The organism is Cupriavidus sp. FW305-3-2-15-C-LB2, from assembly GCF_058787575.1.
Genome location: NZ_JBYSZW010000009.1, coordinates 48,478 through 69,597 on the forward strand (window position 1 = coordinate 48,478; position 21,120 = coordinate 69,597).

Here is a 21,120-nt window from a genome sequence, read left to right on the forward strand (position 1 = left end):
AGTCCGAACAACGCCGGAGCCGCAAGCACCATGTCGCGCGAAAGAATCAAGGCACTCAAGAAAACCATCCGCACCGCCGGCCGCGCCGAAACCCCGGCGCACCAGGTGCCAGATGTGCGGGCGGCCGCGCTGGCGCTGCTGCGGCACAGCGTCAGGATGCGGCACGAGCGGCTGGCGGTAATCCGCCTGCTGGACGCGATCAGGCTGCGTGCCGACATAGACGGGGAACTGTGGCGCTATTTCGAAACGGTGGAAAGCGTGCGGGCAAATCCGGGGCAGTTGCGCAGGCTCAGGAAAGCGCACCTGTCCGCATTGGCCAGCCCGGCCGGGGCAGAGGCAGCGCCACCAGGCGGGATGCGGGCGTGAACGGATGCAGTGCAATCTGTCGACAGGAGGGGAGATGCGGATAAATAGAAAACGAGTGCCTGAAGGCCGGGCAAGGCGGATCAGGTGGCCGGCTGCGTTGCTGGGCATGGCCGGCCTGGCCCTGGCCGGACCGGCTGCGGCCCAGTTCAGCGACGAGTCGGTGAAGATCGGCGTGCTGGCGGACATGTCAGGGCTTTACTCTGACATGGGCGGCAACGGCCTGGTCGAGGCAGTGCGGATGGCGATTGCGGATGCCGGCGGCGAGATCAACGGCAAGCGCATCGAGCTGGTCCACGCCAACCATGCCGGCAAGCCCGATACCGCGGCCACGCAGGCCCGCGAGTGGTTCGACCGGCAAGGGGTGGACATGATCATCAGCGGGCCCAGTTCCGGCACCAGCCTGGCGGTGGCCAAGGTCGCAGCGGAAAAGCAGCGCCCGGTCATGGTGACCGGCGGCGTGGCGGCGCAGCTGACCAATGAGGAGTGCTCGCCCTATACCATCCACTATCTCTATGACACCGTGGCCCTGGCCAGGGGCACCGGTGCCGCCATGACCAGGCAGGGCGGACGGTCGTGGTACTTCCTGACGGTGGACTATGCCTTTGGCGCCTCGCTGGAGAAGGAGACCGCGGCGGTGGTCACCGCCGGCGGCGGCAAGGTCCTGGGCAGCGTCCGGCATCCTTTGTCCGCCTCCGATTTTTCCTCCTTCCTGCTGCAGGCCAAGGCATCGCGGGCCCAGGTCCTGGGGCTGGCCAACGGCGGCGGCGACACCATCAATGCGATCAAGGCGGCCAACGAATTCGGCATCTCCAGGTCGATGAAGATCGCGGGGCTGATGCTGTTCATCACGGATGTGCACGCCCTCGGCCTGGGACTGACCCAGGGCATCACCCTGACCGAAGCCTGGTACTGGGACCAGAGCGATGACTCAAGGAAGTGGGCAGGGCGGTTCCAGGACAAGATGAAGAAGAAGCCCACCAGCATGCAGGCGGCCAGCTACTCGGCGACACAGCACTATCTGCGCGCGGTGAAGGCTGCCGGCACGGACGCCGCCGCGAAGGTGATCGCCGGCATGAAGGCCACCCGCATCAACGATATGTACGCCCAGAACGGCTATATCCGCGGAGACGGACGCATGGTGCACGATCTGCGCCTGATGGAAGTGAAGAGCCCGGCTGAATCACGCCAGCCGTGGGACTACTACAAGGAGGTGCAGCGGATTCCCGGGGAGCAGGCCTTTGCTTCCAGGGCGGAATCCCGATGCGCGTTCTGGAAGTGAGATGTGTGCAGTGGAAGTTTGATCAAGCCGATCCACCGTATCGGCGGGCAAGGCAGCACGTTCCCCGTATCAGTCAAACCATAGGAGACACCGATCATGACAGCAATGCCATCCCGGGCTGCGGCCCAGCCGTTGCAGGCCGCTCCCTCAGAGCAGGTGCGCGCAGCCATAGCGCGCGGGACCGACCTGCCCATTCTCGACCTGGGCCCCTACCTGGCTGGCGTGCCCGGCGCGCTTGAGCAACTGGCCGCCGACGTCAAGCTGATCCAGGAGGAGCTGGGGTTCTTCTCGGTGATCAATCACGGCATCCCGCACGCCCTGATCGACGAGTCGTTCCGCCAGACCGCCAAGCTCTTCGAGATCCCGATGGAAGAGAAGCTCAGGCACCGGGTCGGCTATCACCACCAGGGCTACCTGCCGCCGAAGGCATCCATCCTGAAGTCCGAGGCGATCCGGACCAAGATTGCGGAGAACACCAAGAAGGATACCAATTCGGCCTGGCTTTTCATGCGCAACCGCACCGAGGACGACCCCAAGGTGCGGGCCAATGTTCGTCATCGTGGCCTGAACCAGTGGCCGGAGAGCCTGCCGGAGTTCCGCCAGACGCTGTACGACTACCAGTTGTCGATGGAGCGCCTGGCGCTGAAGTTCCTGCCCATCTACGCCAGGGCGCTGGAGCTGCGCGCGGACTATTTCGACAGCATGTTCAAGGCGCCGGAATACTACCAGCGCTGCGCCTACTACCATCCTGAGGAACACCTCGACGAGGGCCAGTACGCGCTGGCGCCACATTCCGACGGCAGCTTCCTGACCTTGCTGCCGATGACCCCGGTGCCCGGCCTGCAGGTCATGACCCCGTCGCGCGAGTGGCTGAGTGTCAGCTACGTCAAGGACGCGCTGATCGTCAACACCGGCCAGATCCTGAACCGCCTGTCCAACGACCGCTTCATCGCCACGCCGCACCGCGTGGTCAATCCGCCGATGAAGCGCTATGCGCTGACCTTCTTCTTCTACCCGGACGATGACGCCAATGTCGGGCCGATTCCGGAATGCGTCAGGCCCGGGGACGAGATCAGGTATGACTCGCGCTCGTTCTATGACTTCTTCGTGCCCTACCTGGACGATCTCTATCACTACAACGACGCGGAGTTCATGAAGGAGTCGGAGTCGCCGGGCTCGCTTGCGCGGAGCCAGTAGGGGAGCAGACCGATTTCCATGGGCTGAGGCGGTACCGCTGGCCTGCGCGAGGCGCACAGGCCGGGAGTGGCCGCGGTGACGATTGATGTGCTGTTCAGGAGCGGCGGGTGAAGACGTTACTCATCGGAGGGAAATGGCTCGGCGCCATCGATGGCGAGACCATCGACGTGATCGATCCCAGTGACGGCATGGCGTTTGCGAAGATCAGCCGCGGCCGCGCCGCGGATGTGCAGCAGGCGGTGAGCGCGGCGCAGGATGCCTTGCAGGGCGAGTGGGGCAGCAAGACCGCGACCGAACGCGGGCGCATCCTGCAGCGGCTGGGACAAGGCATTCTCGATCACGCGGAAGAGCTGGCGGCAATCGAGGCGCAGGACACCGGCAAGCCGATCTCGGCCGCGCGCGCCGATGCCAGGGCGGTGGCCAGGTACTTCGAGTTCTACGGTGGCGCCGCCGACAAGATCCACGGTCAGACGATTCCGTACCTGGACGGATACAACGTGAGCGTGGTGCGCGTCCCGCATGGCGTGACCGCCCACATCATTCCCTGGAACTACCCGGCGCAGATGATGGGGCGCACGCTGGCGCCGGCACTGGCGATGGGCAATGCGGCGGTGCTGAAGCCATCGGAGGATGCGTGCCTGAGCGTGATCCGGATTGCCGAGCTTGCCATGGAAGCCGGGCTGCCGCCCGGGGCCCTCAACCTGGTGACCGGGTATGGCGCGGAGGCAGGCGCCGCGCTGACATCGAACCCCGGCATCCATTTCGCCACCTTTACCGGCTCGCCCGAGGCCGGCGCCCTGGTGCAGCAGGCAACCGCGGCCAACCACGTCCCCTGCGTGCTTGAGCTGGGCGGCAAGTCGCCGCAGATCGTCTTCGACGACGCGGACCTGGACAAGGCGGTGCCGGCCGTGGTCAAGGCCATTGTCCAGAACGCCGGGCAGACCTGCTCGGCGGGCAGCCGGCTGCTGGTGCAGCAAGGCATCTACGATCGCTTCGTCGGCATGGTGGCGCAGGCCTTCCGTGCCCTGCAGGCGGGCGTGCCGGCCGCCGATCTGGATTGCGGGCCGATCGTCAGCGAGCGGCAGTACCGGCGTGTGATGGGGCTGGTGGAGGCCGCGCGGGACAGCGGCGTGCCGGTTATCGCCGAAGGCGGGTTTGCGGCGGATTTGCCCCGGGGTGGGTACTTCGTCAGGCCGGTCCTGTTCGGTCCGGTGCCGCGCGACCACGCGCTGGCGAATATCGAGGTATTCGGGCCAGTGCTGTCGGTGATGCCGTTCACGGACGAAGAGGATGCCATCCGGCTGGCCAATGCCACCGACTACGGCCTGGTCGCCGGCGTGTGGACCGAGAACGGCAGCCGGCAGATGCGGGTCAGCCAGCGGCTGCAGAGCGGGCAGGTCTTTATCAATTGCTACGGTGCCGGCGGTGGGGTCGAACTGCCCTTCGGCGGCGTCAAGAAGAGCGGGTACGGCCGGGAAAAGGGCTTCCTCGCGCTGGAAGAGATGAGCACCACCAAGACCATCGTGCAGCACTACCAATAGGGAGACGACATGTCGGAGCTATCAGACCAGGTTGCCATTGTCACGGGCGCAGGCAGCGGCTTTGGCGCCGCGATTGCGCGGGCCTTTATCCAGGCGGGAGCGAAGGTCGTGCTGGCCGATATCGATCGCGATGCCGTGCAGAGACTGGCGGACGAGTTGGGGCCGAATGCCAGTGCGGCCGCGTGCGACGTCACCAGCCCGGCGCAGATCAACGCCGCGGTGCAGCACTGCTGCGACCATTTCGGCGAGCCGGACGTGGTCGTCAACAATGCCGGCACCACGCATCGGAATCAGTCGATGCTGGAAGTCGACGAAGCGGTCTTCGACCGCGTCTTCGCCGTCAACGTCAAGTCGATCTACCACATGGCACGCGCGGTCGTGCCGCTGATGAAGCAGCGCGGCAAAGGCGTGATCCTCAATATCGGCTCGGTCGGCAGCCACCGGCCGCGCCCGGGGCTGACCTGGTACAACAGCTCGAAGGGCGCGGTGAGCGTGATGTCGAAATCGATGGCTGTTGAACTGGCCGCGCACGGGATCCGGGTCAACCTGATCTCGCCCGTGATGGCGGCGACCGGGCTGCTGCAGGACTTCATGGGGGTTGCCGACACCGCCGAGAACCGCGCCCGCTTTGTTGCCACCATACCGCTGGGGCGAATGTGCGAGCCGGCCGACGTGGCCAATGCCGCGGTCTTCCTGGCAAGCCCGGGTGCCCGCTTCCTTACCGGCATCGACATGCCCGTTGACGGAGGCCGGGCCATCTGAGCGAAGCCGGCGGCGTTTCCGGCATCGCTCATGCCGTCTGGAAACTCATCCGCTTTGCCTGCGAGATCGACATGGCCGCCACTTGCACATGCGGGGCCAGCTTGGCCTGGGCGGTTTCCAGCGTCCAGCGCGTGGACGGGACTGAGATATTGATGGCCCCGACCGGCAGCCCGCGGTGGTCGGTGATTGCGGCTGCGACGGAGATGTCGCCGACCACGGTCTGGTTCATGGCCACGGCATAGCCGCGTTCACCGGCCTCGCGGATCGCCGTCATCAGCTTGTCGGGGTCGGTTTCAGTGAACGGCGTGATGGGGTTCAGTGCGGTCGCCCGCACCACCTCCAGGCGCTGCGCTTCGGGCAGCTTCGACAGGATCGCAATCCCGGACGCGGTGTACACGGCCGGGAGCCGGTACCCGACCCCGAAATCGACGTTGATCAGGTGCTGCCCGGGGAAGCGGGCCAGGAACACGATTTCGTGCCCGTCGAGTTCCTGCAGGTTGGCGGTTTCTCCCAGCGTGCGGCTGATATCGAGCAGGTAGGGCGATGCGCGCTCGACCAGGTCGTTGGAGCGCAGGTAGTTGTACGACAGGCCCAGTGCCTTCGGCGCAAGCCCATACATCGCCGAATCGGGCAGGCGCCGGATGTAGCCCAGCTGTTCCAGTGTGTGCACCAGCCGCTGGGTGGCGCTGCGGTCGAGATCGGCCGCCCGGGCGATTTCCGCCATCGACATCAGGCGGCGGTCCGGGCCGTGGAAGGCTTCCAGCACCTGGAAGGCCTTTTCCACCGAACCGACGAACAGGGACGAACGCTCGCGCCTTGTGCGCAGCCCGTTGCCTTCATTACCTGAATCCACACAACCTCCTGCTCGTCCTTGTCATTGTTTTCATGGCTTACAGTGCGGCCAGCCGCGCGGCATGGTCGTCCGAGAGCGCGGCAGTGTCCAGCCTGGCTGCCTGCGGAACGCCGAGCAGCCGCAGCGTGGTCTCGAATTCTCCACGCAGGATGGCCAGGACTTCCGCCACGCCGCGGGGACCGCGCGCCGCCAGCCCGTACAGCGGTGCGCGCCCCACCAGCACGCCGCGGGCGCCCATTGCCAGCGCCTTGGCGATGTCGGCGCCGCGGCGCACGCCGCCATCGACGAATACGTGCATCCCGCCCGCCGCCGCGACGATGGCGGGCAGCATCTCGACCGCGCTGGGCGCGCCTTCCAGCTGGCGGCCGCCGTGGTTGCTGACCACGATGCCATCCAGGCCCTGGCGGGCGGCGATTTCCGCGTCGGCCGGCGTAAGGATACCCTTGATGATGACGGGCCCGTGCCAGTGCCGGCGCAGCCAGGCGATGTCGTCCCAGCACAGCGACATGTCCATCTGCCGGCTCAATCCCGCCGCCTGCGCCTTCAGGTCGTTGGCCATCCCGCTGCTGCGGGCCAGGTTGACCAGCTGCGGCGAGCCGCCCTGGCGCAGCATGCGCAGGCACCAGCGCGGATGGGCCGCCAGGTCGGCCAGCAGCCGCGGCGTCCACGGCACCGGCATGCGAAAGCCGTTGCGGATGTCATGGTCGCGCTTGCCGTGCACCATGGTGTCGACGGTCAGCATCAGCGTGCTGAAGCCGGCGGCGCGTGCGCGCGCCATCATGCTCTTGGCGATGGCGCGGTCGCGCTGCACGTAGAGCTGCAGCCACAGGTCGCCGTCGCTGGCTGCGCGCACGTCTTCGATCAGCGAGGTCGATGCAGTCGACATCACGAAGGGCAGTCCTTCAGCGTGTGCGGCCCGTGCCAGCGCCTCTTCGGCCTTCGGCCAGTACAGTCCGTTCAGCCCCGTGGGGCCCACCAGCAACGGCAGGCGGTACTTGCGGCCGAAGATCTCCATGCCGGGATCGATCTCCGTGACGTCGCGCAGCACGCGCGGCCGGAACAGCAGTGCCTGGTATGCGGCCAGGTTGCGTGCCAGCGTGCGCCCGTCCTCCGCGCCTCCCTCCAGATAGTCGAAGGCGAAGCGCGACAGCCGGCGCCGCGCCAGGTCCCGATAGTCCTTGATGGCCGGCAGCATGATCGTCGGCGCCTCAGGCGAGGGCGGCCTCGGCTTGCAGCCGCTGCGTCAGTTCGGCACGCAGCTGTGCCTGCAGCCCGGGTGCCGGCGCTACCAGCGGTGCCAGCACCTTAGGCGCGGTCACGCCCACCAGGTCGAGCACGGATTTCAGCGGCCCAGGATTGGTTTCGGAGAAGGCCAGGTCCAGCAACGGAATCAGCTGGCGGTGCAGGCGTACCGCTTGCGCGGTGTTGCCGGTCACGCCGAGCTCATAGATGGCGCGCCAGGTGCGCGGCAGCACGGAGGCGGTCACGACCACGCCACCCCTGGCACCCGCCGCCATGTGCAGCGGGAACAGGCTGTCCTCGCCGCTGAACACGCTGAAGCTGTCGTCGACACCCGCCACCACCTTGAGGAAGTGGTACATGTCGGTGTTGCAGGCTTTCATGCCGATGATGTTTTCGTGGCGCGACAGCTCGTGCAGCACCTCCGGCGCGATCGCGATCCGCGTGCGGTAGGGGATCTCGTAGATCATGACCGGCACCGGAGAGGCGTCGGCATAGCGCAGGAAGTAGTCGCGGATGCCTTGCTGGGTCGGCGAGGTGTAATAGGGCGTCAGCACCATCAGGGCAGAGGCGCCGACGCCGGCAAAGGCCTTGCCCGCATCCAGCGCATCGTGGAACCCCGGGTCGAGCACGCCGGGAATGACGGGAACCTGGCCAGCCGCTGCTTCGACACAAAGGGCTGCCATGCGGACGCGCTCCTCGCGCGACAGGGCACCGTATTCGCCGGTGCCGCCCAGCGGCACCACGCCGGCAACGCCGTTGGCCAGCAGGTAGGCCATCAGCTTGCGCGTGGGGTCCTGGTCGATCCTGTCGTCGGCCGTCACGGGCGTCGGGATGGCGGGGAAGATGCCGCGCAGGTCGGCGGCGGTAAGCTTGTTGTTCATGGATAAGGTTCTCAGCGCCCGGCGCTCTTGCGGCGCAAGCGCTCGGCGCAGGTGATCAGGAGGGTAACGAAGACGAACAGGCAGGTAGACACCGCGGCAATCACCGGTGAAAGCTGCAGCGTCACCTCGTCCCAGAACTGCTTGGGCAGGGTGGCGCTCAGTCCGCCAGAGGCAAACAGGGCGATCGTCAGCTCATCGAACGAGGTGGCGAAGGCGAACAGGAAGGACGAGAACAGGCCGGCGGCGAGGATCGGCAGCGTCACGTAGCGCAGCGTCTGCCAGGGCCTGGCGCCCAGGCTTTGCGCCGCCAGGTCGAGCCGCGTGTCGTAGTTGCGCAGCACCGCCATCATCGTCATGACGACGTAGGGCACGGCAATGACGGTGTGGCCGATCATCAGGCCGAGCGAGGTGCCGACCAGCCCGACCCTGGCGAAGAAGTAGAACATCCCCACCGCGATGATCATGCGCGGGATGATGATCGGCGACAGCACGAACGCCAGCAGCAGCGACTTGCCCCGCATCTGCGAGCGCGCCAGCAGGAACGCCACCGGCGTGCCGACCAGCAGCGCCAGCACCGCGGCGCCAAGGCCGACCAGCAGCGAGCGCAGCCCGGCCTGCATCCACAGCGGCGAGGCGAGCATGTCCTGGTAGTGCTGCAGCGTGAAGCCGCGCGGCGGCCAGTTCAGCCCCGACTTGTCGGCGAACGACAGCGGGATCATCAGCAGCGCCGGCACGCTCAGGAACAGCAGCACCATCAGCACGATCGTGCGCAGCGGCAGCGAGTCGCCCGGCTGCGGCTCGCGCCGGCCGCGCGGCACCAGTGCCAGCAGCTTGTCGCTGACCGCTCCCAGTGCGCCCAGCACGCTGTCACCGAGCCGATGCAGCACGCCATCGTGCGCGGCCGCGGAGCGGGTGCGTTGCTCCGCTCCGCCTGCCATCGACGAGAGCCCGAGCACCTTGTCATACAGGGCGAACACCGCCAGCACGACCAGCAGCAGCAACACCGAGATCGAGCCGGCGAAACCCCAGTTCATGGTCTGCTGCACCTGGTCGATGATCAGCTGGGCGACCATGATCTCTTTGCGTCCGCCCAGCAGCGCGGGCACGATAAAGAAGCCGACGGCGGTGACGAACACCATGATGGCGCCGGCCGCCACGCCCGGCATCGAGAGCGGGAAGTAGACGCGCCAGAACGCCGTGCCAGGCCGTGCCCCAAGCGTAAGCGCCGCGCGCGGGAGGTTGCGGTCGATGTTCTCCATCACCGACAGCATGGTCAGCACCGCCAGCGGCATCAGCGCGTGCACCATCGCCACCAGCACGGCGCCGAGGCTGTACAGCAGGTTGGAAGGCGCATCCTGGATGCCGGCGGCGCTCAGCAACTGGTTGACCACGCCGTTGCGGCCCAGCATCACGATCCAGGCAAAGGCGCGCACCAGGAAGCTGGTCCAGAACGACAGCAGTACCCAGAACAGCCACTTTGCCTTCCTGTCCTTTGACAGCGAGGAGATCAGGTAGGCCACCGGATAACCGGCGACCACGGAGAGCAGCGTGGTCCAGAGCGAGATCTTCAGCGTGATCAGCATCACGTCGACGTAGACCGATGACGCAAACAGCTGGCGGTACTTGGCCAGCGTGAAGGCACCGTCGCTGTAGACGCTCAGCAGCAGCAGCTGGCCGACCGGGTAGACCAGCAGCACCACGAACAGGAGCACCAGCGGCGCGGCCAGCAAGGCGGGCCGCAGCCAGGGTAGGGGTCGGCGTTGCAGGGCGACGGCGGTCATAGCGAATCCGGGACGGCGACAGCGTCGCTGCGCTGCCAGGTAAGCGTGACTTGCTGCCCGACCGCATGCCGGGAAGCGCCCATCGAGGTGGGGTAGGACAGCACCACCGGGGCCTGGCCGGCGGCATCGGATTCCACGTACAGCTTGGTCAGGCTGCCGGTGATCATGCTGTCAAGCACTTTGCCGCTGACCGCATTGGCGGCGGTGACGCCGTTGGCCATGGCGATGTTCTGCGGCCGCACCATGACCCGCACCTTGCCCCCGGCGGCCACCGGCGCATTGGTGACCGCGTGGGCGACGGCGCCGCCCTGTGCCAGCGCCACCTCCACGTGGTCGCCGCGCACTTCCGTGACGGTGCCCTCGAACAGGTTCGATTCGCCCAGGAAGTCGGCCACGAACAGCGTGCGCGGGCGGAAGTACAGGTCCGACGGCGTGCCAAGCTGCTCGATCTTGCCGCCGTTCATCAGGCAGATGCGGTCAGACATCGTCATCGCCTCTTCCTGGTCGTGGGTGACATAGACGATGGTGGTGCCCAGCTCGCGGTGGATGCGCTTGATCTCCAGCTGCATGTGGTCGCGCAGCTTCTTGTCCAGGGCGCCCAGCGGTTCATCCATCAGGATGATCGATGGCTTGTAGACCAGGCAGCGGGCCAGCGCGATGCGCTGCTGCTGGCCGCCCGAGAGTTCCTTCGGGAAGCGCGCCGCGACGTGGGGCAGGCGGACCATTTCCAGTGCTTCCAGTGCCTGGCGCCTGGCCGTGGCCGCGTCGACCCGGCGCATCTTCAGCGGGAAGGCGATGTTCTCCGCGATCGTCATGTGCGGGAACAGCGCGTAGTTCTGGAACACCATGCCGATATCGCGCTCGTAGGGGGCGCCAAAGGTCACGTCCTTGCCATTGATCAGCAGCTGGCCGCCGTCCGGCACGGCCAGCCCGGCGATCAGGCTGAGCAGCGTGGTCTTGCCCGAGCCCGAAGGGCCCAGGAGGGTAAGGAATTCCCCCTCGGCCACTTCAAGGTCGGTCGGGGCCAGCGCGACGAAGTCGCCATAACGCTTGGTCAGCCCGGAAATCTTGAGTTTGGAATTCGGCATCGTGTCGTTGCTTGTGGTGTCTGGTGAAGAGGTTCAGATCACTTGAGGATCCAGCCGTTGAACTTCTCCATCACCGCGGCCTGGTTATCGAGCCAGTACTTGGCGTTGATCTGCACGCCCGACTTGATGTTGTCGGGGTGGGTCGGGCAGTTCTTCGCAACCTCGGGCTTGATGTACTTGAAGGCATCCGGCTGGGTCACGCCTGCCGGGAAGTACTCCACCAGCGAGGCCATGCGCTTGGGGTCGGACGCGAACTTGATGAATTCGCGGCAGGCTTGCGCATTCGGCGTGCCGGCCAGGATGGACCAGTTGTCCACGCCCCACAGGTTCTGGTTCCAGACGATGCCGACCTGGGCACCGGAGGCGGCCGCGCTCTGTGCGCGCGACACCCAGGTGGCCACCATGTCGACCTCGCCGGACTTGAGCATCTGCTCTACCTGGGCGCCGGAGTTCCACCACACGTCAACGTTGGCCTTGATCTTCTCCAGGTTGGCGATGGCCTGGTCGATATTGAGCGGATAGAGCGCGGAGGTCGCCGTGCCGGCGGCCATCAGCGACTCTTCCAGCGTGTCGAACGGGTGCTTGCGCAGGGCGCGGCGGCCGGGGAAGTCCTTGACGTTCCAGAAGTCGGCCCACGACGACGGTGCCTTGCGGCCCTTGAAGGCGTCGGTGCGATAGGCCAGGACCGTGCTGTAGACGTTGGTGCCCACGCCGTAGGGCGACATGAAATGCGCCGGAATGGTCTTGATGGTGGCGTCGCCCTCCAGGCCGTGCTTCTCCAGGTAGACCTTGCCGCCCTGCGTCAGCAGCAGGATGGCCGGCTGGCTGATCTTGGCCATGTCCCAGGTGTAGTTCCTGGTCTCGACCATGCTGCGGATCTGCGCCACCGGTTCGGCGTTGGCCTGCACGCCCACGACCTCGATGCCGGTCTTCTCGGTGAACGGCTTGTAGTACACCGCGCTGTAGGCCTTGGTGTAGATGCCGCCGTCGTCGCGCACCACGATGCGCTTGGACTGCGCGCGCGCATATTGCAGCACTGCGGGCGCGGCAAGCGTGCCAAGGCCGGCAGCGGCGACCTTGAGGGCACGCCGGCGAGAAGAGTTGATGGGGCTGTGGTCGTTCATGCGAGCTCCTTGATTGCCGTTATTGCTGGGAAGGTGGGGACGGCAGCAGCCGGCCGGGGTTGAACAGGTCGCGCGGGTCGAGCATGCGCTTGATGCCGTGCATCATGGCGATCTCGACCGCCGGCTTGAACTGCGCCATTTCCTCGGTCAGGACCTGGCCGATGCCATGTTCCGCGCTGAAGGTGCCGCCCAGTTCGTAGGCCACCTGGTCGATGGCGTGCTTGATGCGGGCGGCCACGGCATCGCGCTCTGGCAGCGCTTGCCACTGCGGGAAAGGCACCAGCGGGATGAAGTGGACGTTGCCATCGCCCAGGTGGGCCACGACGATGATCGGCAAGTCCGGCAGGACCGCATGCGCCGCCGCGGTGGCGCGCTCAATGAACTGCGGCACCGCCGAGACCGGCACGGCGCAATCGGTGTTCAGGCCCAGGCCCGCCTTCTTGTTGCCTTCGGAGACGCTATGCCGCACCTGCCACATGGCTTCGCGCTGCGCGCCGCTGGCGGCCACCACGGCATCGTCGACCAGGCCTTCGGCCACGCCTTGCTCCAGCACTTCCTGCAGCACCTGGTCGAGCAGCTCGCGCCGGCCGGTGTCGGCAAGTTCCACCAGCACGTGCCAGGGATGGCTGGCAGGCAACGGCGCACGGCGGCCGGGCACGTGATCGAGCACGATCTGCAACTGCACGTCATTGAGCATTTCAAACGCGGACAGGGTGGCGCCACAGCGCTGCTGGAAGCGTCCCAGCATCTCCAGCGCCGCCTGCGGCGTGCTCACCGCCAGCCACGCCATGGCGTGCGCGGTGGGCAGCGGGTGCAGCTTGAGCGTGGCGGCGGTGATCACGCCCAGCGTGCCTTCGGAGCCGATAAACAGGTGCTTGAGATCGAGGCCGGTGTTGTTCTTGCGCAAGCGGTACAGGCCGTTCCAGACCTGGCCGTCGGGCAGGACCACTTCAAGGCCGAGCACGTTGTCGCGGGTGTTGCCATAGCGCAGCACGCCGGTGCCGCCCGCATTGGTGGCGATATTGCCGCCGATCTGGCAGGAGCCTTCGGCGCCCAGGCTCACGGGATAGAGGCGCCCCTGTTCCGCCGCCGCCTGCTGGATCGCGGCCAGCACGCAGCCTGCCTCGACTTCCATCGAGTTGTTGGCCGCATCGATGGCGCGGATGCGCCGCATGCGTGCCAGGCTGATGACGATGGGCGGCGTGCCGTCCGGGGCCGGCACCGCGCCGCCGCACAGGCTGGTATTGCCGCCTTGCGGCAGCACGGGCACGCTGGCCTGGACCGCGGCCTGCACCACCGCGGCGACTTGCGCGGTGGAGGCCGGCAGCACCACGCACAGCGCCGGGCCCTTATAACGGCCGCGCCAGTCCTCGATGTAGGCGGCTACGTCCGCGGGTTCGGTGAGAACCGCATCGGGTCCCAACAGGTCTTTCAGCTTCAATACAAGTGACATCGCTTTGTGCCCTCGTGCTCGATTGAAGCCATACTAGTCGATTGTCATGAGCATAGGTATAGGTGAAATCCACATACTAGTAATCGAAATGCGATTACTTTGTCGCTGGACAGGCAATGGGCTGCAGACCAGATGTCGGGGGTTCCTTGTGCGAACGGCCTTCCGTGACAGCGGCCCGGCGGCGTGCCGCCCTACAATCTGATCCTGTCCTGACAACGAGGCTCACCATGTTCACCGCCTGTCCCACAGAAAGAAGCCGTGTCATTGCCGATCGCGTCGAGCGCTTTGTCCGCGACGTCGTGGTGCCCTATGAGCGCGACGTGCGCTGCGAAGCCCATGGCCCGACGGCCGGGCTGGTCGCCGAGCTTCGCGACCTGGCGCGCGCGGCCGGCGTCATGACGCCACATATCCTGCCCGACGGCTCTCACCTGACCCAGCTCGAAACCGCGGCCGTGCTCAAGCGCTCGGGCTTGTCGCCCCTCGGGCCGGTCGCGGTCAACACCATGGCCCCGGACGAGGGGAATATGTTCCTGCTGGGCAAGGTCGCCACGGAGGCACAGCAGCAGCGCTTCCTTGCACCGCTGGTCAGCGGCGAGGCCCGCTCCGCATTCTTCATGACCGAACCGGCGGAAGAAGGCGGGGCCGGTTCCGATCCGTCGATGCTCCAGACCACCGCGGTCAGGGACGGCGACGAATGGGTGATCCGCGGCCGCAAGAAGTTCATCACCGGAGCCGAAGGGGCCAGCGCCGGCATCCTGATGGCGCGCACCGGCGATGGTGAGCGCGCGCAGGCCACCATGTTCCTGGTCGACCTGCCCCATCCGGCGATCCGCATCGAACGCCTGCTTGACACCATCGACAGTTCCATGCCGGGCGGACATGCGCAGGTCCTGATCGACGGCCTGCGCGTGCCGCAGGACCAGGTGCTGGGCGAGGTGGACGAGGGCTTCCGTTATGCGCAGGTTCGCTTGTCGCCGGCGCGGCTGTCGCATTGCATGCGCTGGTTCGGGGGTGTGGCGCGTGCCGACGAGATCGCGCGCGCCTACGCCACCACGCGCAAGGCTTTCGGCAAGCTGCTGATCGACCACGAGGGCGTGGGCTTCATGCTCGCCGAGAACCTGATCGACCTGCAGCAGGCCGCACTGATGATCGACTGGTGCGCCGGGGTGCTCGACGGCGGTTCCCTGGGTACGGCCGAGAGTTCGATGGCCAAGGTGGCCGTGTCCGATGCCTTGTTCCGCGTGGCCGACCGCTGCGTGCAGATCCTCGGCGGCATGGGCGTGTCGCGCGACACCATTGTCGAACAGGTCTTCCGTGAAGTGCGTGCGTTTCGCATCTACGACGGCCCGACCGAAGTCCACAAGTGGTCGCTGGCAAAGAAGATCAAGCGCGATACCCTGGCAGCATCGCATCATGGCTGAGCGCCGCCCTGGCGCCGGGCCTGCCTGAGGGGGCCCGGCAGGTGCCATCGCGCCCATCCCCGATCCAGCGCGCCCTGGCCGTGCTGCGCGCGCTGTCCGATCCGGAAGTGCGCCGCATGAGCGACGTGGCGCGCGCCACCGGGCTCGATCCGGCCACGGCTTCGCGCATGCTCGACCTGCTGGTGCAGGAGGGGTTCGCCACGCGCGACCAGGCGCGCCGCTACGGCATCGGGCCCGAGATCTTCCAGCTGGCAGACGTGGCGCAGCGGCGCGTGGACTTGCGCAAGCTGGCGCGTCCGGCGCTGGAACGGCTGGTGGAGGCGTTCGAGGATACCGCCGTGCTGACCGAGGCCAGCCGTGGCGAGGTGGTGTGCACCGACCTGGAACCCGGCACGTATGCGATACGGGCGAACTACGTGACGGTCGGCACGCGCCGGCCGCTCGGCGTGGGCGCCGGCAGCCTGGCGGTGCTGGCATGGCTGCCCGCGCCCGAGCGCGCGCGCCGGCTGCAGCAGACCACGCGCAAGCTTGGCAAGCACCCGCGGCTCGATGCCGCGTGCATCGCCGCGGAAATCGAGGCAGCCCGGGCGCGCGGGCATGTGCTGTTTCTCGATTGGGTGGTCGACGGCATGGGCGGCATTGCGGTGCCGATTCTCGACTATGAGGGCCGGCCGATCGGTGCCTTGAGCGTGGCGGCGACGAGCGCGCGTATCCGCTCGCGCGAGGCCGCGCTGGCACGCAAGCTCAAGCAAGAGGCGCGACGCATCACCAGCGCCTGGACGCGCACCGTGATACCGCCGCGGGCCGACGCATGCACCGACGGCCGGCGTGCCAGGGGGCGCCAGTCCGGCGGTGGCTGACGCCTACCCCGGCGAGCCTATGACGCCGGCCCGCGCAGCAGGCCGGCCAGCGCGTCAGGTATCTCGACTTCGAAACGCAGCACGGCACTGGCCAGCGCCTTGCCGTAGTTGTCGATCGCGAGGCTGCGCGACACACCGCCGCCGAGCGCGCCCTCCGCGACGAAGTTGAGCACCTGCAGTCCATCCACTTCATGGCGCGTGACCGCGCCTGTGATCAGCGTGCCGTACAGCGCCTTGAACGCGGGTGCCGTCAGCTGTGCCTTGATATGCGGGTAGAACTCCGGCGCGTAGGCGATGACCGCCGTGTTCGAAGTATTGCCCTTGTCGCCGGAGCGGCTGTGTGCGAGACGTCGCAGTGGTACACGCATGGCGAATCCTCAGAGATAGTGGACCTGGGAGGTGATCAACGCGCGCGGCACCAGTGCCGACCAGACGCCGATGATCTCGCGCGTGCGCTCCTGGTGCGGCACGCGCTTGCCGGTGGAGGCCAGGCCGCAGACCGCCATGCCGTCGATCTCGCGGCCAACCTTGGCGGCTTCGTCGCGCGTGCGGGTGCGCGCGGCGACGCGGACCGCGATTTCGTTGGGCTCGCAGACAGGTTCGGGCGAGGCCGCGCCGTGCACGGCGTTGACGCCGAGGAAGTCGATGCGCACCTCATCCGCCTGCAACCTTGCCATGGCAAAGCGCGCTTCGAGGATGCGTTTGGCCAGCCTGGCCTTTTCCAGGCAACCCGGCCCCGCGTAGAAGAACATGTCTTCACCGATATGCCCTTCGGTGCAGCCCAGCGACACCTTGAGCGTATCGGTGCGCGGCTGCCCGCTCACACCGCTGATACGCACGCGGTCCGGCCCTACCTGTTCGAGCACCGCGGTCGAGAAGTCGACCACCACGTCCGGCGTGATGTAGCGGCGCGGGTCGTGGACCTCATAGAACATCTGCTCCTTGACGGTCTGCTGGTCGATGCGTCCGCCGCTGCCATCCACCTTGCCGATCACGGCGCTGCCGTCGGCCTCCACCTCGGCGATCGGGAAGGCCAGGTTCCATGGTTCCGGCACATCCTTGTAGCCGGGGTCGCCGAAATATCCCCCCGTCACCTGCGCGCCGCACTCGAGCAGATGGCCGATGGCGCTGCCGCGCGCAAGCCGAGTCACGTCGTCCGGCGACCAGCCGAAATGATGGATCATCGGCGCGAGGAACAGCGACGGGTCGGCCACGCGCCCGGTGATCACGATCTGCGCGCCCGCGCGCAATGCGGCGACGATCGGTTCGGCGCCTTCGTATGGTTCGGCGCTGATCAGGGTTTCACGCAGCGAGGAAACCGGTGCGCCGCTTTCCAGCAGGGTGAGATCCAGCTCGCAGATGCTTCCGGTCAGGTCCGTGGTGGTGACCGCGGCGATTCTGACGCCGGGCAGGCCCAGTTCCTCGCAGAGCTCGGCCACGCGCCGGGCCGCGCCGAGCGGATGAATCCAGCCCTGGTTGCTGATGATGCGCGTGCCATTGGCGATGCACGGGGGCAGCACTGCGCGCATGCGTTCGTCGAGATAGGTGTCGTAGCCGGCGAAGGCCGGGTCGCGCCGCTTGCGCACCTGCGCGGCGGATACCGTGGCCTCGGCCATGGTCTCGAAGCACAGGTAGTCGAGCTTGCCCAGGCGCGCCGAACGCTCGGCCGGCTCGACGCGGTCGCCCCACCAGCCCGATCCCGAGCCGATGCGAAGGGTGTTGGTCTTGGTCATGATTGTCCTGTGTCAGGGGTTGGCGCTGCCCAGCCGCGTCATTGCGGCTTGATGCCGGCGGTCTGGATCACGCGCGACCATTTTTCCGTATCGCTCCTGATCTGCGCCGCGAACGCAGCGGAGCCTTCGCCGCCCGGCTCGGCGCCAAGCTGTTCGATGCGCTTGCGCACGTCGGGCGTGGCCAGCACCTTGTCCACCGCCTGCTGGAGCCGGCGCACGCGCTCGGGCGGCGTGCCGGCCGGCGCGAGCAGCCCGAACCAGGAATTGACTTCATAGCCCGGCAGCCCCGACTCGCGCACGGTCGGCACGGAAGGCAGCACCGAGGCCCGCCTGGCACTGGTGACCGCCAGCGCCGTCACCTTGCCAGCCTGGATCTGTGCGAGCGCGGACGGCAGGTTGTCGAACATCAGGTTGACCTGGCCCGCGAGCAGGTCCGTCATGGCGGGGGCGGCCCCTTTGTACGGCACGTGCTGCATGCTGACGCCCGCCATCATGTTCAGCAACTCGCCTGACAGGTGGGGCGACCCGCCGGTGCTGGTCGAGGCATAGTTGATCTTGCCCGGCTCGCGCCTGGCCAGCGTCACCAGTTCGCCCACCGACCTTGCGTTCAGCGTGCTGTTGACAAGCAGCACGTTGGGGGAATTGGCGACCAGCGTCACGGGCACGAAGTCCCGGGTGCTGTCGTACGGCATGCGCGGGTAAATGAACTGGTTGGTCACCTGCGTGCCCAACGTGCCCATCAGCAGCGTATAGCCGTCAGCCGCACTGCGCGCCACGGCCTCAGCGCCGATGTTGCCGCCCGCGCCCGGACGGTTGTCGACCACGATCTGCTGGCCCAGCGCCTCGCCGGCCTTCTGCGCAACTAGGCGCGCCAGGATGTCAGTGGTGCCGCCGGGCGTGAAGGGCACCACCAGCCGGATCGGACGCGAAGGAAATGCCTCTGCCGCGCAGGCCGGTGCGGCAGAGGCGCACAAGGCAGGCAGGGTGGCGAGCGCCGCAACTATGGCACGCCGCGGGCGGGAATGACGCTGCATCGGGTTGTCTCCTGGGCGCGAGGCGGTGCGCGCGCATCTGGTTTCGTTGAGGGAAACTCTGTGCGGGAGATCTTAGGGAGGGGAGCGAACGAGCGTCAAACGAATGCCATATATTTTCATTGGTTGAAAATTTCAGGCGATTTCAAGCGGACCAGTGCCGTGGGCGCGTGGCGATGGAGAGCTGAACATGAAGCCTCGACCTGCGCCGGAAGATGCGCCATGGTGGCGGGCGGATGCCGCCATCTGCAAGAGTGACCAGCGCAGCAAGCTTGTGTCGTCCATCGCCATGCTGGTCCGGGAGACCTGCGACTTCGGGCAGAAGTTCCCGACCGGGTGGTCGGCTGGCGTGGGTTCGGCCTGGCCGTATGGCCCGTTCGATAAATCCGGATTGTCCTTCGGTGCCGCTATCCCGCACTCTAGCGCTGTTTGATAAACCGATCGGCGCGACACAGTCAGCGTGCCGGCGACATGGAGACGGTGATATGTGCGTTCAAGCGGGCAAGGCCACGCTGGCCGGTATGAAGTGGATCACGTGCGGAGCGCTTGGACTGGCGTTTTCCGCGGGGGCGCTGGCAGCGGATGCCTATCCGTCCAAGCCCATCACGCTGGTGGTGCCGTTCTCGGCCGGCGGCCCGACCGATGTGGTGTCGCGGGCCCTTGGCCAGGCCATGTCGAAGGATCTGGGGCAGAGCGTTGTCGTGGAAAACAAGCTCGGCGCCGGCGGCACGGTGGCGGCCGCATTCGTGGCGCGGGCGCAGCCCGACGGCTACACCATCCTGATCCACCACAATGGCATGGCGACGGCGCCGGCGCTGTACAAGAAGCTCTCCTACAGTCCGATGAAGGACTTCGAGTACATCGGGCAGGTGGCGGATGTGCCGATGACGCTGCTGGGCCGCAAGGACCTGCCGCCGGCCAACGCGGCGGAGCTGATCAAGTATGTCTCGCAGAACAAGGAGAAGGTCTCGCTGGCCAATGCCGGCCTTGGCGCGGTTTCGCAGCTATGCGGCCTGCTGTTCGAGGAGGCAGTCAAGGTCAAGATGACTTCCATTCCCTACCAGGGCACCGGCCCCGCGCTGACGGCCTTGCTGGGCGGGCAGGTGGACCTGCTGTGCGACCAGACCACCTCGACGCTGCCGCATATCAACGCCAACCGCGTCAAGCTGTATGGCGTGACGACGCCTAGCCGCATCAAGGCACTGCCCAATGCGCCGACGCTGCAGGAAGGCGGCCTGAAGGGCTTCTCGATGAAGGTGTGGCACGGGATCTATGCGCCCAAGGGCACGCCGCCCGAGGTCACTGCCAGGCTGACCAAGGCGCTGCAGCAGGCACTGAAGGATCCCGCCGTGGCCAAGCGGCTTGACGACCTGGGTGCGGAGGTTGTGCCGGTAGACAAGCAGACGCCGGAAGGGCTGCGCACCTGGCTCAAGGCGGAAAGCGACAAGTGGCAGCCGCTGCTGAAGACGATGAAGGTGGAGGCCGACTGACATCCTGCAGGCGGCAAGCGCGCCAGCGCTTGCGTTCCGTTGCACCCTGAATGTACGCCGCGCGACGATGGCTGCGCGGCGTACTTGCGCTTACGCGGCGCCCGCGGAGCAAGCTTCGGGTTAACACCGCAGTAGAAGCCCCAGGCATGCCGCCCCTTGATAGCAGCAGCGGAATTTTCTATTTCACCGTCGCCACGGTTGCTCGCTACCATCGCTTCAAAGGGTGTCGACGCGCAATGCGCCACCCAATCAAAACTATCTTCGTGGAAGAGACATGAAACGCTTGCTTGCTCAAGTAGGGATCGGTGCGCTCATTTCGTTCAGCGCGCACGCCTAGGCTGCTTATCCTGACCATCCCGTCCGCCTGGTCGTACGCTTCGCCGCCGGCGGCAGCACCGACGTGGTGGCGCGCATCGTGTCGAACAAGCTCGGCGCCTTGCTCGGGCAGCCAGTCGTAGCCTGGAGATTCCGGCGGAGAACCTGATCGGCGAGGAAGGCAAGGGCTTCAAGTACATCCTGGATGGCCTCAACGCCGAGCGCACCCTGATCGCCGCCGAGTGCATCGGCGACGGTTACTGGTTTATCGACAAGGTGACCAAGTACGTCAATGAGCGCATCGTCTTCGGCCGGACGATCGGCCAGAACCAGGGCGTGCAGTTCCCTATCGCCAGGGTCTTCGTCAACGTGGAAGCGGCCAACCTGATGCGGTTCAAGGCGGCCAAGCTGTTCGATGCGCACCAGCCCTGCGGCGCCGAAGCCAATATGGCGAAGCTGCTGGCCGCGGACGCATCGTGGGAAGCGACCAATGCCTGCCTGCAGTATCACGGCGGCTTTGGCTTCGCGGCGGAGTACGACGTCGAGCGCAAGTTCCGCGAGACCCGCCTCTACCAGGTGGCGCCGATCTCGACCAACCTGATTCTTTCCTACGTCGGCGAGCCCATCCTGGGGATGCCGCGGTCGTTCTGAGGCTTTGCTTCAGTGGTCTCTGCCCCTCGTGCCCCCCCACAGAGTCCGCGTT

At 66.7% G+C, this 21,120-nt stretch carries 19 protein-coding genes and 1 pseudogene; 10 read left to right on the forward strand and 10 right to left on the reverse strand.

Annotated features, from left to right (window positions below):
* Positions 1 to 30: 30 nt before the first annotated feature.
* The 5 genes from AC3WRR_RS09280 (at position 31) to AC3WRR_RS09300 (ending at position 5,145) form a co-directional block, all read left to right on the forward strand.
* Positions 31 to 366 (forward strand): hypothetical protein, encoded by a 336-nt coding sequence (locus tag AC3WRR_RS09280; RefSeq protein WP_010810315.1) that lies wholly within the window; start codon positions 31 to 33, stop codon positions 364 to 366.
* Positions 367 to 472: 106 nt separating this feature from the next.
* The gene (locus tag AC3WRR_RS09285) at positions 473 to 1,645 is read left to right on the forward strand and encodes an ABC transporter substrate-binding protein (RefSeq protein ID WP_037023437.1); all 1,173 of its coding nucleotides are present in this window, start codon (positions 473 to 475) and stop codon (positions 1,643 to 1,645) included.
* 96 nt (positions 1,646 to 1,741) lie between these two features.
* Complete coding sequence (locus AC3WRR_RS09290) at positions 1,742 to 2,842, forward strand: isopenicillin N synthase family dioxygenase (protein WP_011617500.1); 1,101 nt, start codon at positions 1,742 to 1,744, stop codon at positions 2,840 to 2,842.
* 107 nt (positions 2,843 to 2,949) lie between these two features.
* Positions 2,950 to 4,383, forward strand: a complete 1,434-nt coding sequence (locus AC3WRR_RS09295) for an aldehyde dehydrogenase family protein (RefSeq protein WP_492296755.1) — start codon at positions 2,950 to 2,952, stop codon at positions 4,381 to 4,383.
* Positions 4,384 to 4,392: 9 nt separating this feature from the next.
* Complete coding sequence (locus AC3WRR_RS09300; RefSeq protein ID WP_010810311.1) at positions 4,393 to 5,145, forward strand: SDR family oxidoreductase; 753 nt, start codon at positions 4,393 to 4,395, stop codon at positions 5,143 to 5,145.
* A gap of 28 nt (positions 5,146 to 5,173) precedes the next feature.
* On the opposite strand, the gene AC3WRR_RS09305 is transcribed toward AC3WRR_RS09300, so the two are convergent.
* From AC3WRR_RS09305 to AC3WRR_RS09335, 7 genes are read right to left on the reverse strand one after another with little or no spacing between them, the layout of a single operon-like run.
* Positions 5,174 to 5,998, reverse strand: a complete 825-nt coding sequence (locus tag AC3WRR_RS09305) for an IclR family transcriptional regulator (RefSeq protein WP_010810310.1) — start codon at positions 5,996 to 5,998, stop codon at positions 5,174 to 5,176.
* Between the two features lie 37 nt (positions 5,999 to 6,035).
* Positions 6,036 to 7,193 (reverse strand): alpha-hydroxy acid oxidase, encoded by a 1,158-nt coding sequence (locus AC3WRR_RS09310; RefSeq protein ID WP_492296757.1) that lies wholly within the window; start codon positions 7,191 to 7,193, stop codon positions 6,036 to 6,038.
* A 13-nt stretch (positions 7,194 to 7,206) separates the two neighbouring features.
* Positions 7,207 to 8,121 carry a 4-hydroxy-tetrahydrodipicolinate synthase gene (gene dapA, locus AC3WRR_RS09315; protein ID WP_492296759.1) on the reverse strand — a complete coding sequence of 305 codons (915 nt, stop codon included), beginning with the start codon at positions 8,119 to 8,121 and terminating at the stop codon, positions 7,207 to 7,209.
* 11 nt (positions 8,122 to 8,132) lie between these two features.
* The gene (locus AC3WRR_RS09320; protein WP_011617497.1) at positions 8,133 to 9,902 is read right to left on the reverse strand and encodes an ABC transporter permease subunit; all 1,770 of its coding nucleotides are present in this window, start codon (positions 9,900 to 9,902) and stop codon (positions 8,133 to 8,135) included.
* Positions 9,899 to 10,990 carry an ABC transporter ATP-binding protein gene (locus tag AC3WRR_RS09325; protein ID WP_011617496.1) on the reverse strand — a complete coding sequence of 364 codons (1,092 nt, stop codon included), beginning with the start codon at positions 10,988 to 10,990 and terminating at the stop codon, positions 9,899 to 9,901. Before AC3WRR_RS09325 ends, AC3WRR_RS09320 begins: the two co-directional genes overlap by 4 nt.
* Positions 10,991 to 11,028: 38 nt before the next feature.
* On the reverse strand, positions 11,029 to 12,114 hold the full coding sequence (locus tag AC3WRR_RS09330; RefSeq protein ID WP_011617495.1) for an ABC transporter substrate-binding protein: 1,086 nt from the start codon (positions 12,112 to 12,114) through the stop codon (positions 11,029 to 11,031).
* 19 nt (positions 12,115 to 12,133) lie between these two features.
* Positions 12,134 to 13,567: an FAD-binding oxidoreductase gene (locus AC3WRR_RS09335; protein WP_011617494.1), complete on the reverse strand. Its 1,434-nt coding sequence runs from the start codon at positions 13,565 to 13,567 to the stop codon at positions 12,134 to 12,136.
* 227 nt (positions 13,568 to 13,794) lie between these two features.
* On the opposite strand from AC3WRR_RS09335, the gene AC3WRR_RS09340 reads away from it, so the two are divergent.
* A complete protein-coding gene (locus AC3WRR_RS09340; RefSeq protein WP_010810303.1) occupies positions 13,795 to 14,988 on the forward strand; it encodes an acyl-CoA dehydrogenase family protein in 1,194 nt (397 codons plus the stop codon).
* Positions 14,989 to 15,029: 41 nt separating this feature from the next.
* Positions 15,030 to 15,848 carry an IclR family transcriptional regulator gene (locus AC3WRR_RS09345; protein ID WP_492296761.1) on the forward strand — a complete coding sequence of 273 codons (819 nt, stop codon included), beginning with the start codon at positions 15,030 to 15,032 and terminating at the stop codon, positions 15,846 to 15,848.
* Between the two features lie 17 nt (positions 15,849 to 15,865).
* On the opposite strand, the gene AC3WRR_RS09350 is transcribed toward AC3WRR_RS09345, so the two are convergent.
* From AC3WRR_RS09350 to AC3WRR_RS09360, 3 genes are read right to left on the reverse strand one after another with little or no spacing between them, the layout of a single operon-like run.
* A complete protein-coding gene (locus tag AC3WRR_RS09350; protein WP_010810301.1) occupies positions 15,866 to 16,216 on the reverse strand; it encodes an AtuA-related protein in 351 nt (116 codons plus the stop codon).
* Between the two features lie 9 nt (positions 16,217 to 16,225).
* A complete protein-coding gene (locus tag AC3WRR_RS09355) occupies positions 16,226 to 17,581 on the reverse strand; it encodes an acyclic terpene utilization AtuA family protein (protein WP_010810300.1) in 1,356 nt (451 codons plus the stop codon).
* Between the two features lie 38 nt (positions 17,582 to 17,619).
* Entirely contained in the window at positions 17,620 to 18,615 is a 996-nt protein-coding gene (locus AC3WRR_RS09360) for a Bug family tripartite tricarboxylate transporter substrate binding protein (RefSeq protein WP_492296763.1), read from the reverse strand.
* Between the two features lie 187 nt (positions 18,616 to 18,802).
* Between AC3WRR_RS09360 and AC3WRR_RS09365 the strand changes: the two genes are divergently transcribed.
* The 3 genes and pseudogenes from AC3WRR_RS09365 to AC3WRR_RS09375 all read left to right on the forward strand — a co-directional run.
* A complete protein-coding gene (locus tag AC3WRR_RS09365; RefSeq protein WP_492296764.1) occupies positions 18,803 to 19,045 on the forward strand; it encodes a hypothetical protein in 243 nt (80 codons plus the stop codon).
* A gap of 52 nt (positions 19,046 to 19,097) precedes the next feature.
* Complete coding sequence (locus AC3WRR_RS09370) at positions 19,098 to 20,102, forward strand: tripartite tricarboxylate transporter substrate-binding protein (protein ID WP_492296766.1); 1,005 nt, start codon at positions 19,098 to 19,100, stop codon at positions 20,100 to 20,102.
* Between the two features lie 456 nt (positions 20,103 to 20,558).
* Positions 20,559 to 21,068, forward strand: a pseudogene (locus AC3WRR_RS09375) (acyl-CoA dehydrogenase family protein); the annotation flags it as partial.
* Between the last annotated feature and the right edge of the window lie 52 nt (positions 21,069 to 21,120).

Coding starts and splice junctions, on each gene's coding strand:
- AC3WRR_RS09280 (WP_010810315.1), top strand. CDS start 31: ATGTCGCGCGAAAGAATCAAGGCACTCAAGAAAACCATCCGCACCGCC.
- AC3WRR_RS09285 (WP_037023437.1), top strand. CDS start 473: ATGGCCGGCCTGGCCCTGGCCGGACCGGCTGCGGCCCAGTTCAGCGAC.
- AC3WRR_RS09290 (WP_011617500.1), top strand. CDS start 1,742: ATGACAGCAATGCCATCCCGGGCTGCGGCCCAGCCGTTGCAGGCCGCT.
- AC3WRR_RS09300 (WP_010810311.1), top strand. CDS start 4,393: ATGTCGGAGCTATCAGACCAGGTTGCCATTGTCACGGGCGCAGGCAGC.
- AC3WRR_RS09310 (WP_492296757.1), bottom strand. CDS start 7,193: ATGCTGCCGGCCATCAAGGACTATCGGGACCTGGCGCGGCGCCGGCTG.
- dapA (WP_492296759.1), bottom strand. CDS start 8,121: ATGAACAACAAGCTTACCGCCGCCGACCTGCGCGGCATCTTCCCCGCC.
- AC3WRR_RS09320 (WP_011617497.1), bottom strand. CDS start 9,902: ATGACCGCCGTCGCCCTGCAACGCCGACCCCTACCCTGGCTGCGGCCC.
- AC3WRR_RS09325 (WP_011617496.1), bottom strand. CDS start 10,990: ATGCCGAATTCCAAACTCAAGATTTCCGGGCTGACCAAGCGTTATGGC.
- AC3WRR_RS09330 (WP_011617495.1), bottom strand. CDS start 12,114: ATGAACGACCACAGCCCCATCAACTCTTCTCGCCGGCGTGCCCTCAAG.
- AC3WRR_RS09335 (WP_011617494.1), bottom strand. CDS start 13,567: ATGTCACTTGTATTGAAGCTGAAAGACCTGTTGGGACCCGATGCGGTT.
- AC3WRR_RS09340 (WP_010810303.1), top strand. CDS start 13,795: ATGTTCACCGCCTGTCCCACAGAAAGAAGCCGTGTCATTGCCGATCGC.
- AC3WRR_RS09350 (WP_010810301.1), bottom strand. CDS start 16,216: ATGCGTGTACCACTGCGACGTCTCGCACACAGCCGCTCCGGCGACAAG.
- AC3WRR_RS09355 (WP_010810300.1), bottom strand. CDS start 17,581: ATGACCAAGACCAACACCCTTCGCATCGGCTCGGGATCGGGCTGGTGG.
- AC3WRR_RS09360 (WP_492296763.1), bottom strand. CDS start 18,615: ATGCAGCGTCATTCCCGCCCGCGGCGTGCCATAGTTGCGGCGCTCGCC.
- AC3WRR_RS09365 (WP_492296764.1), top strand. CDS start 18,803: ATGAAGCCTCGACCTGCGCCGGAAGATGCGCCATGGTGGCGGGCGGAT.
- AC3WRR_RS09370 (WP_492296766.1), top strand. CDS start 19,098: ATGTGCGTTCAAGCGGGCAAGGCCACGCTGGCCGGTATGAAGTGGATC.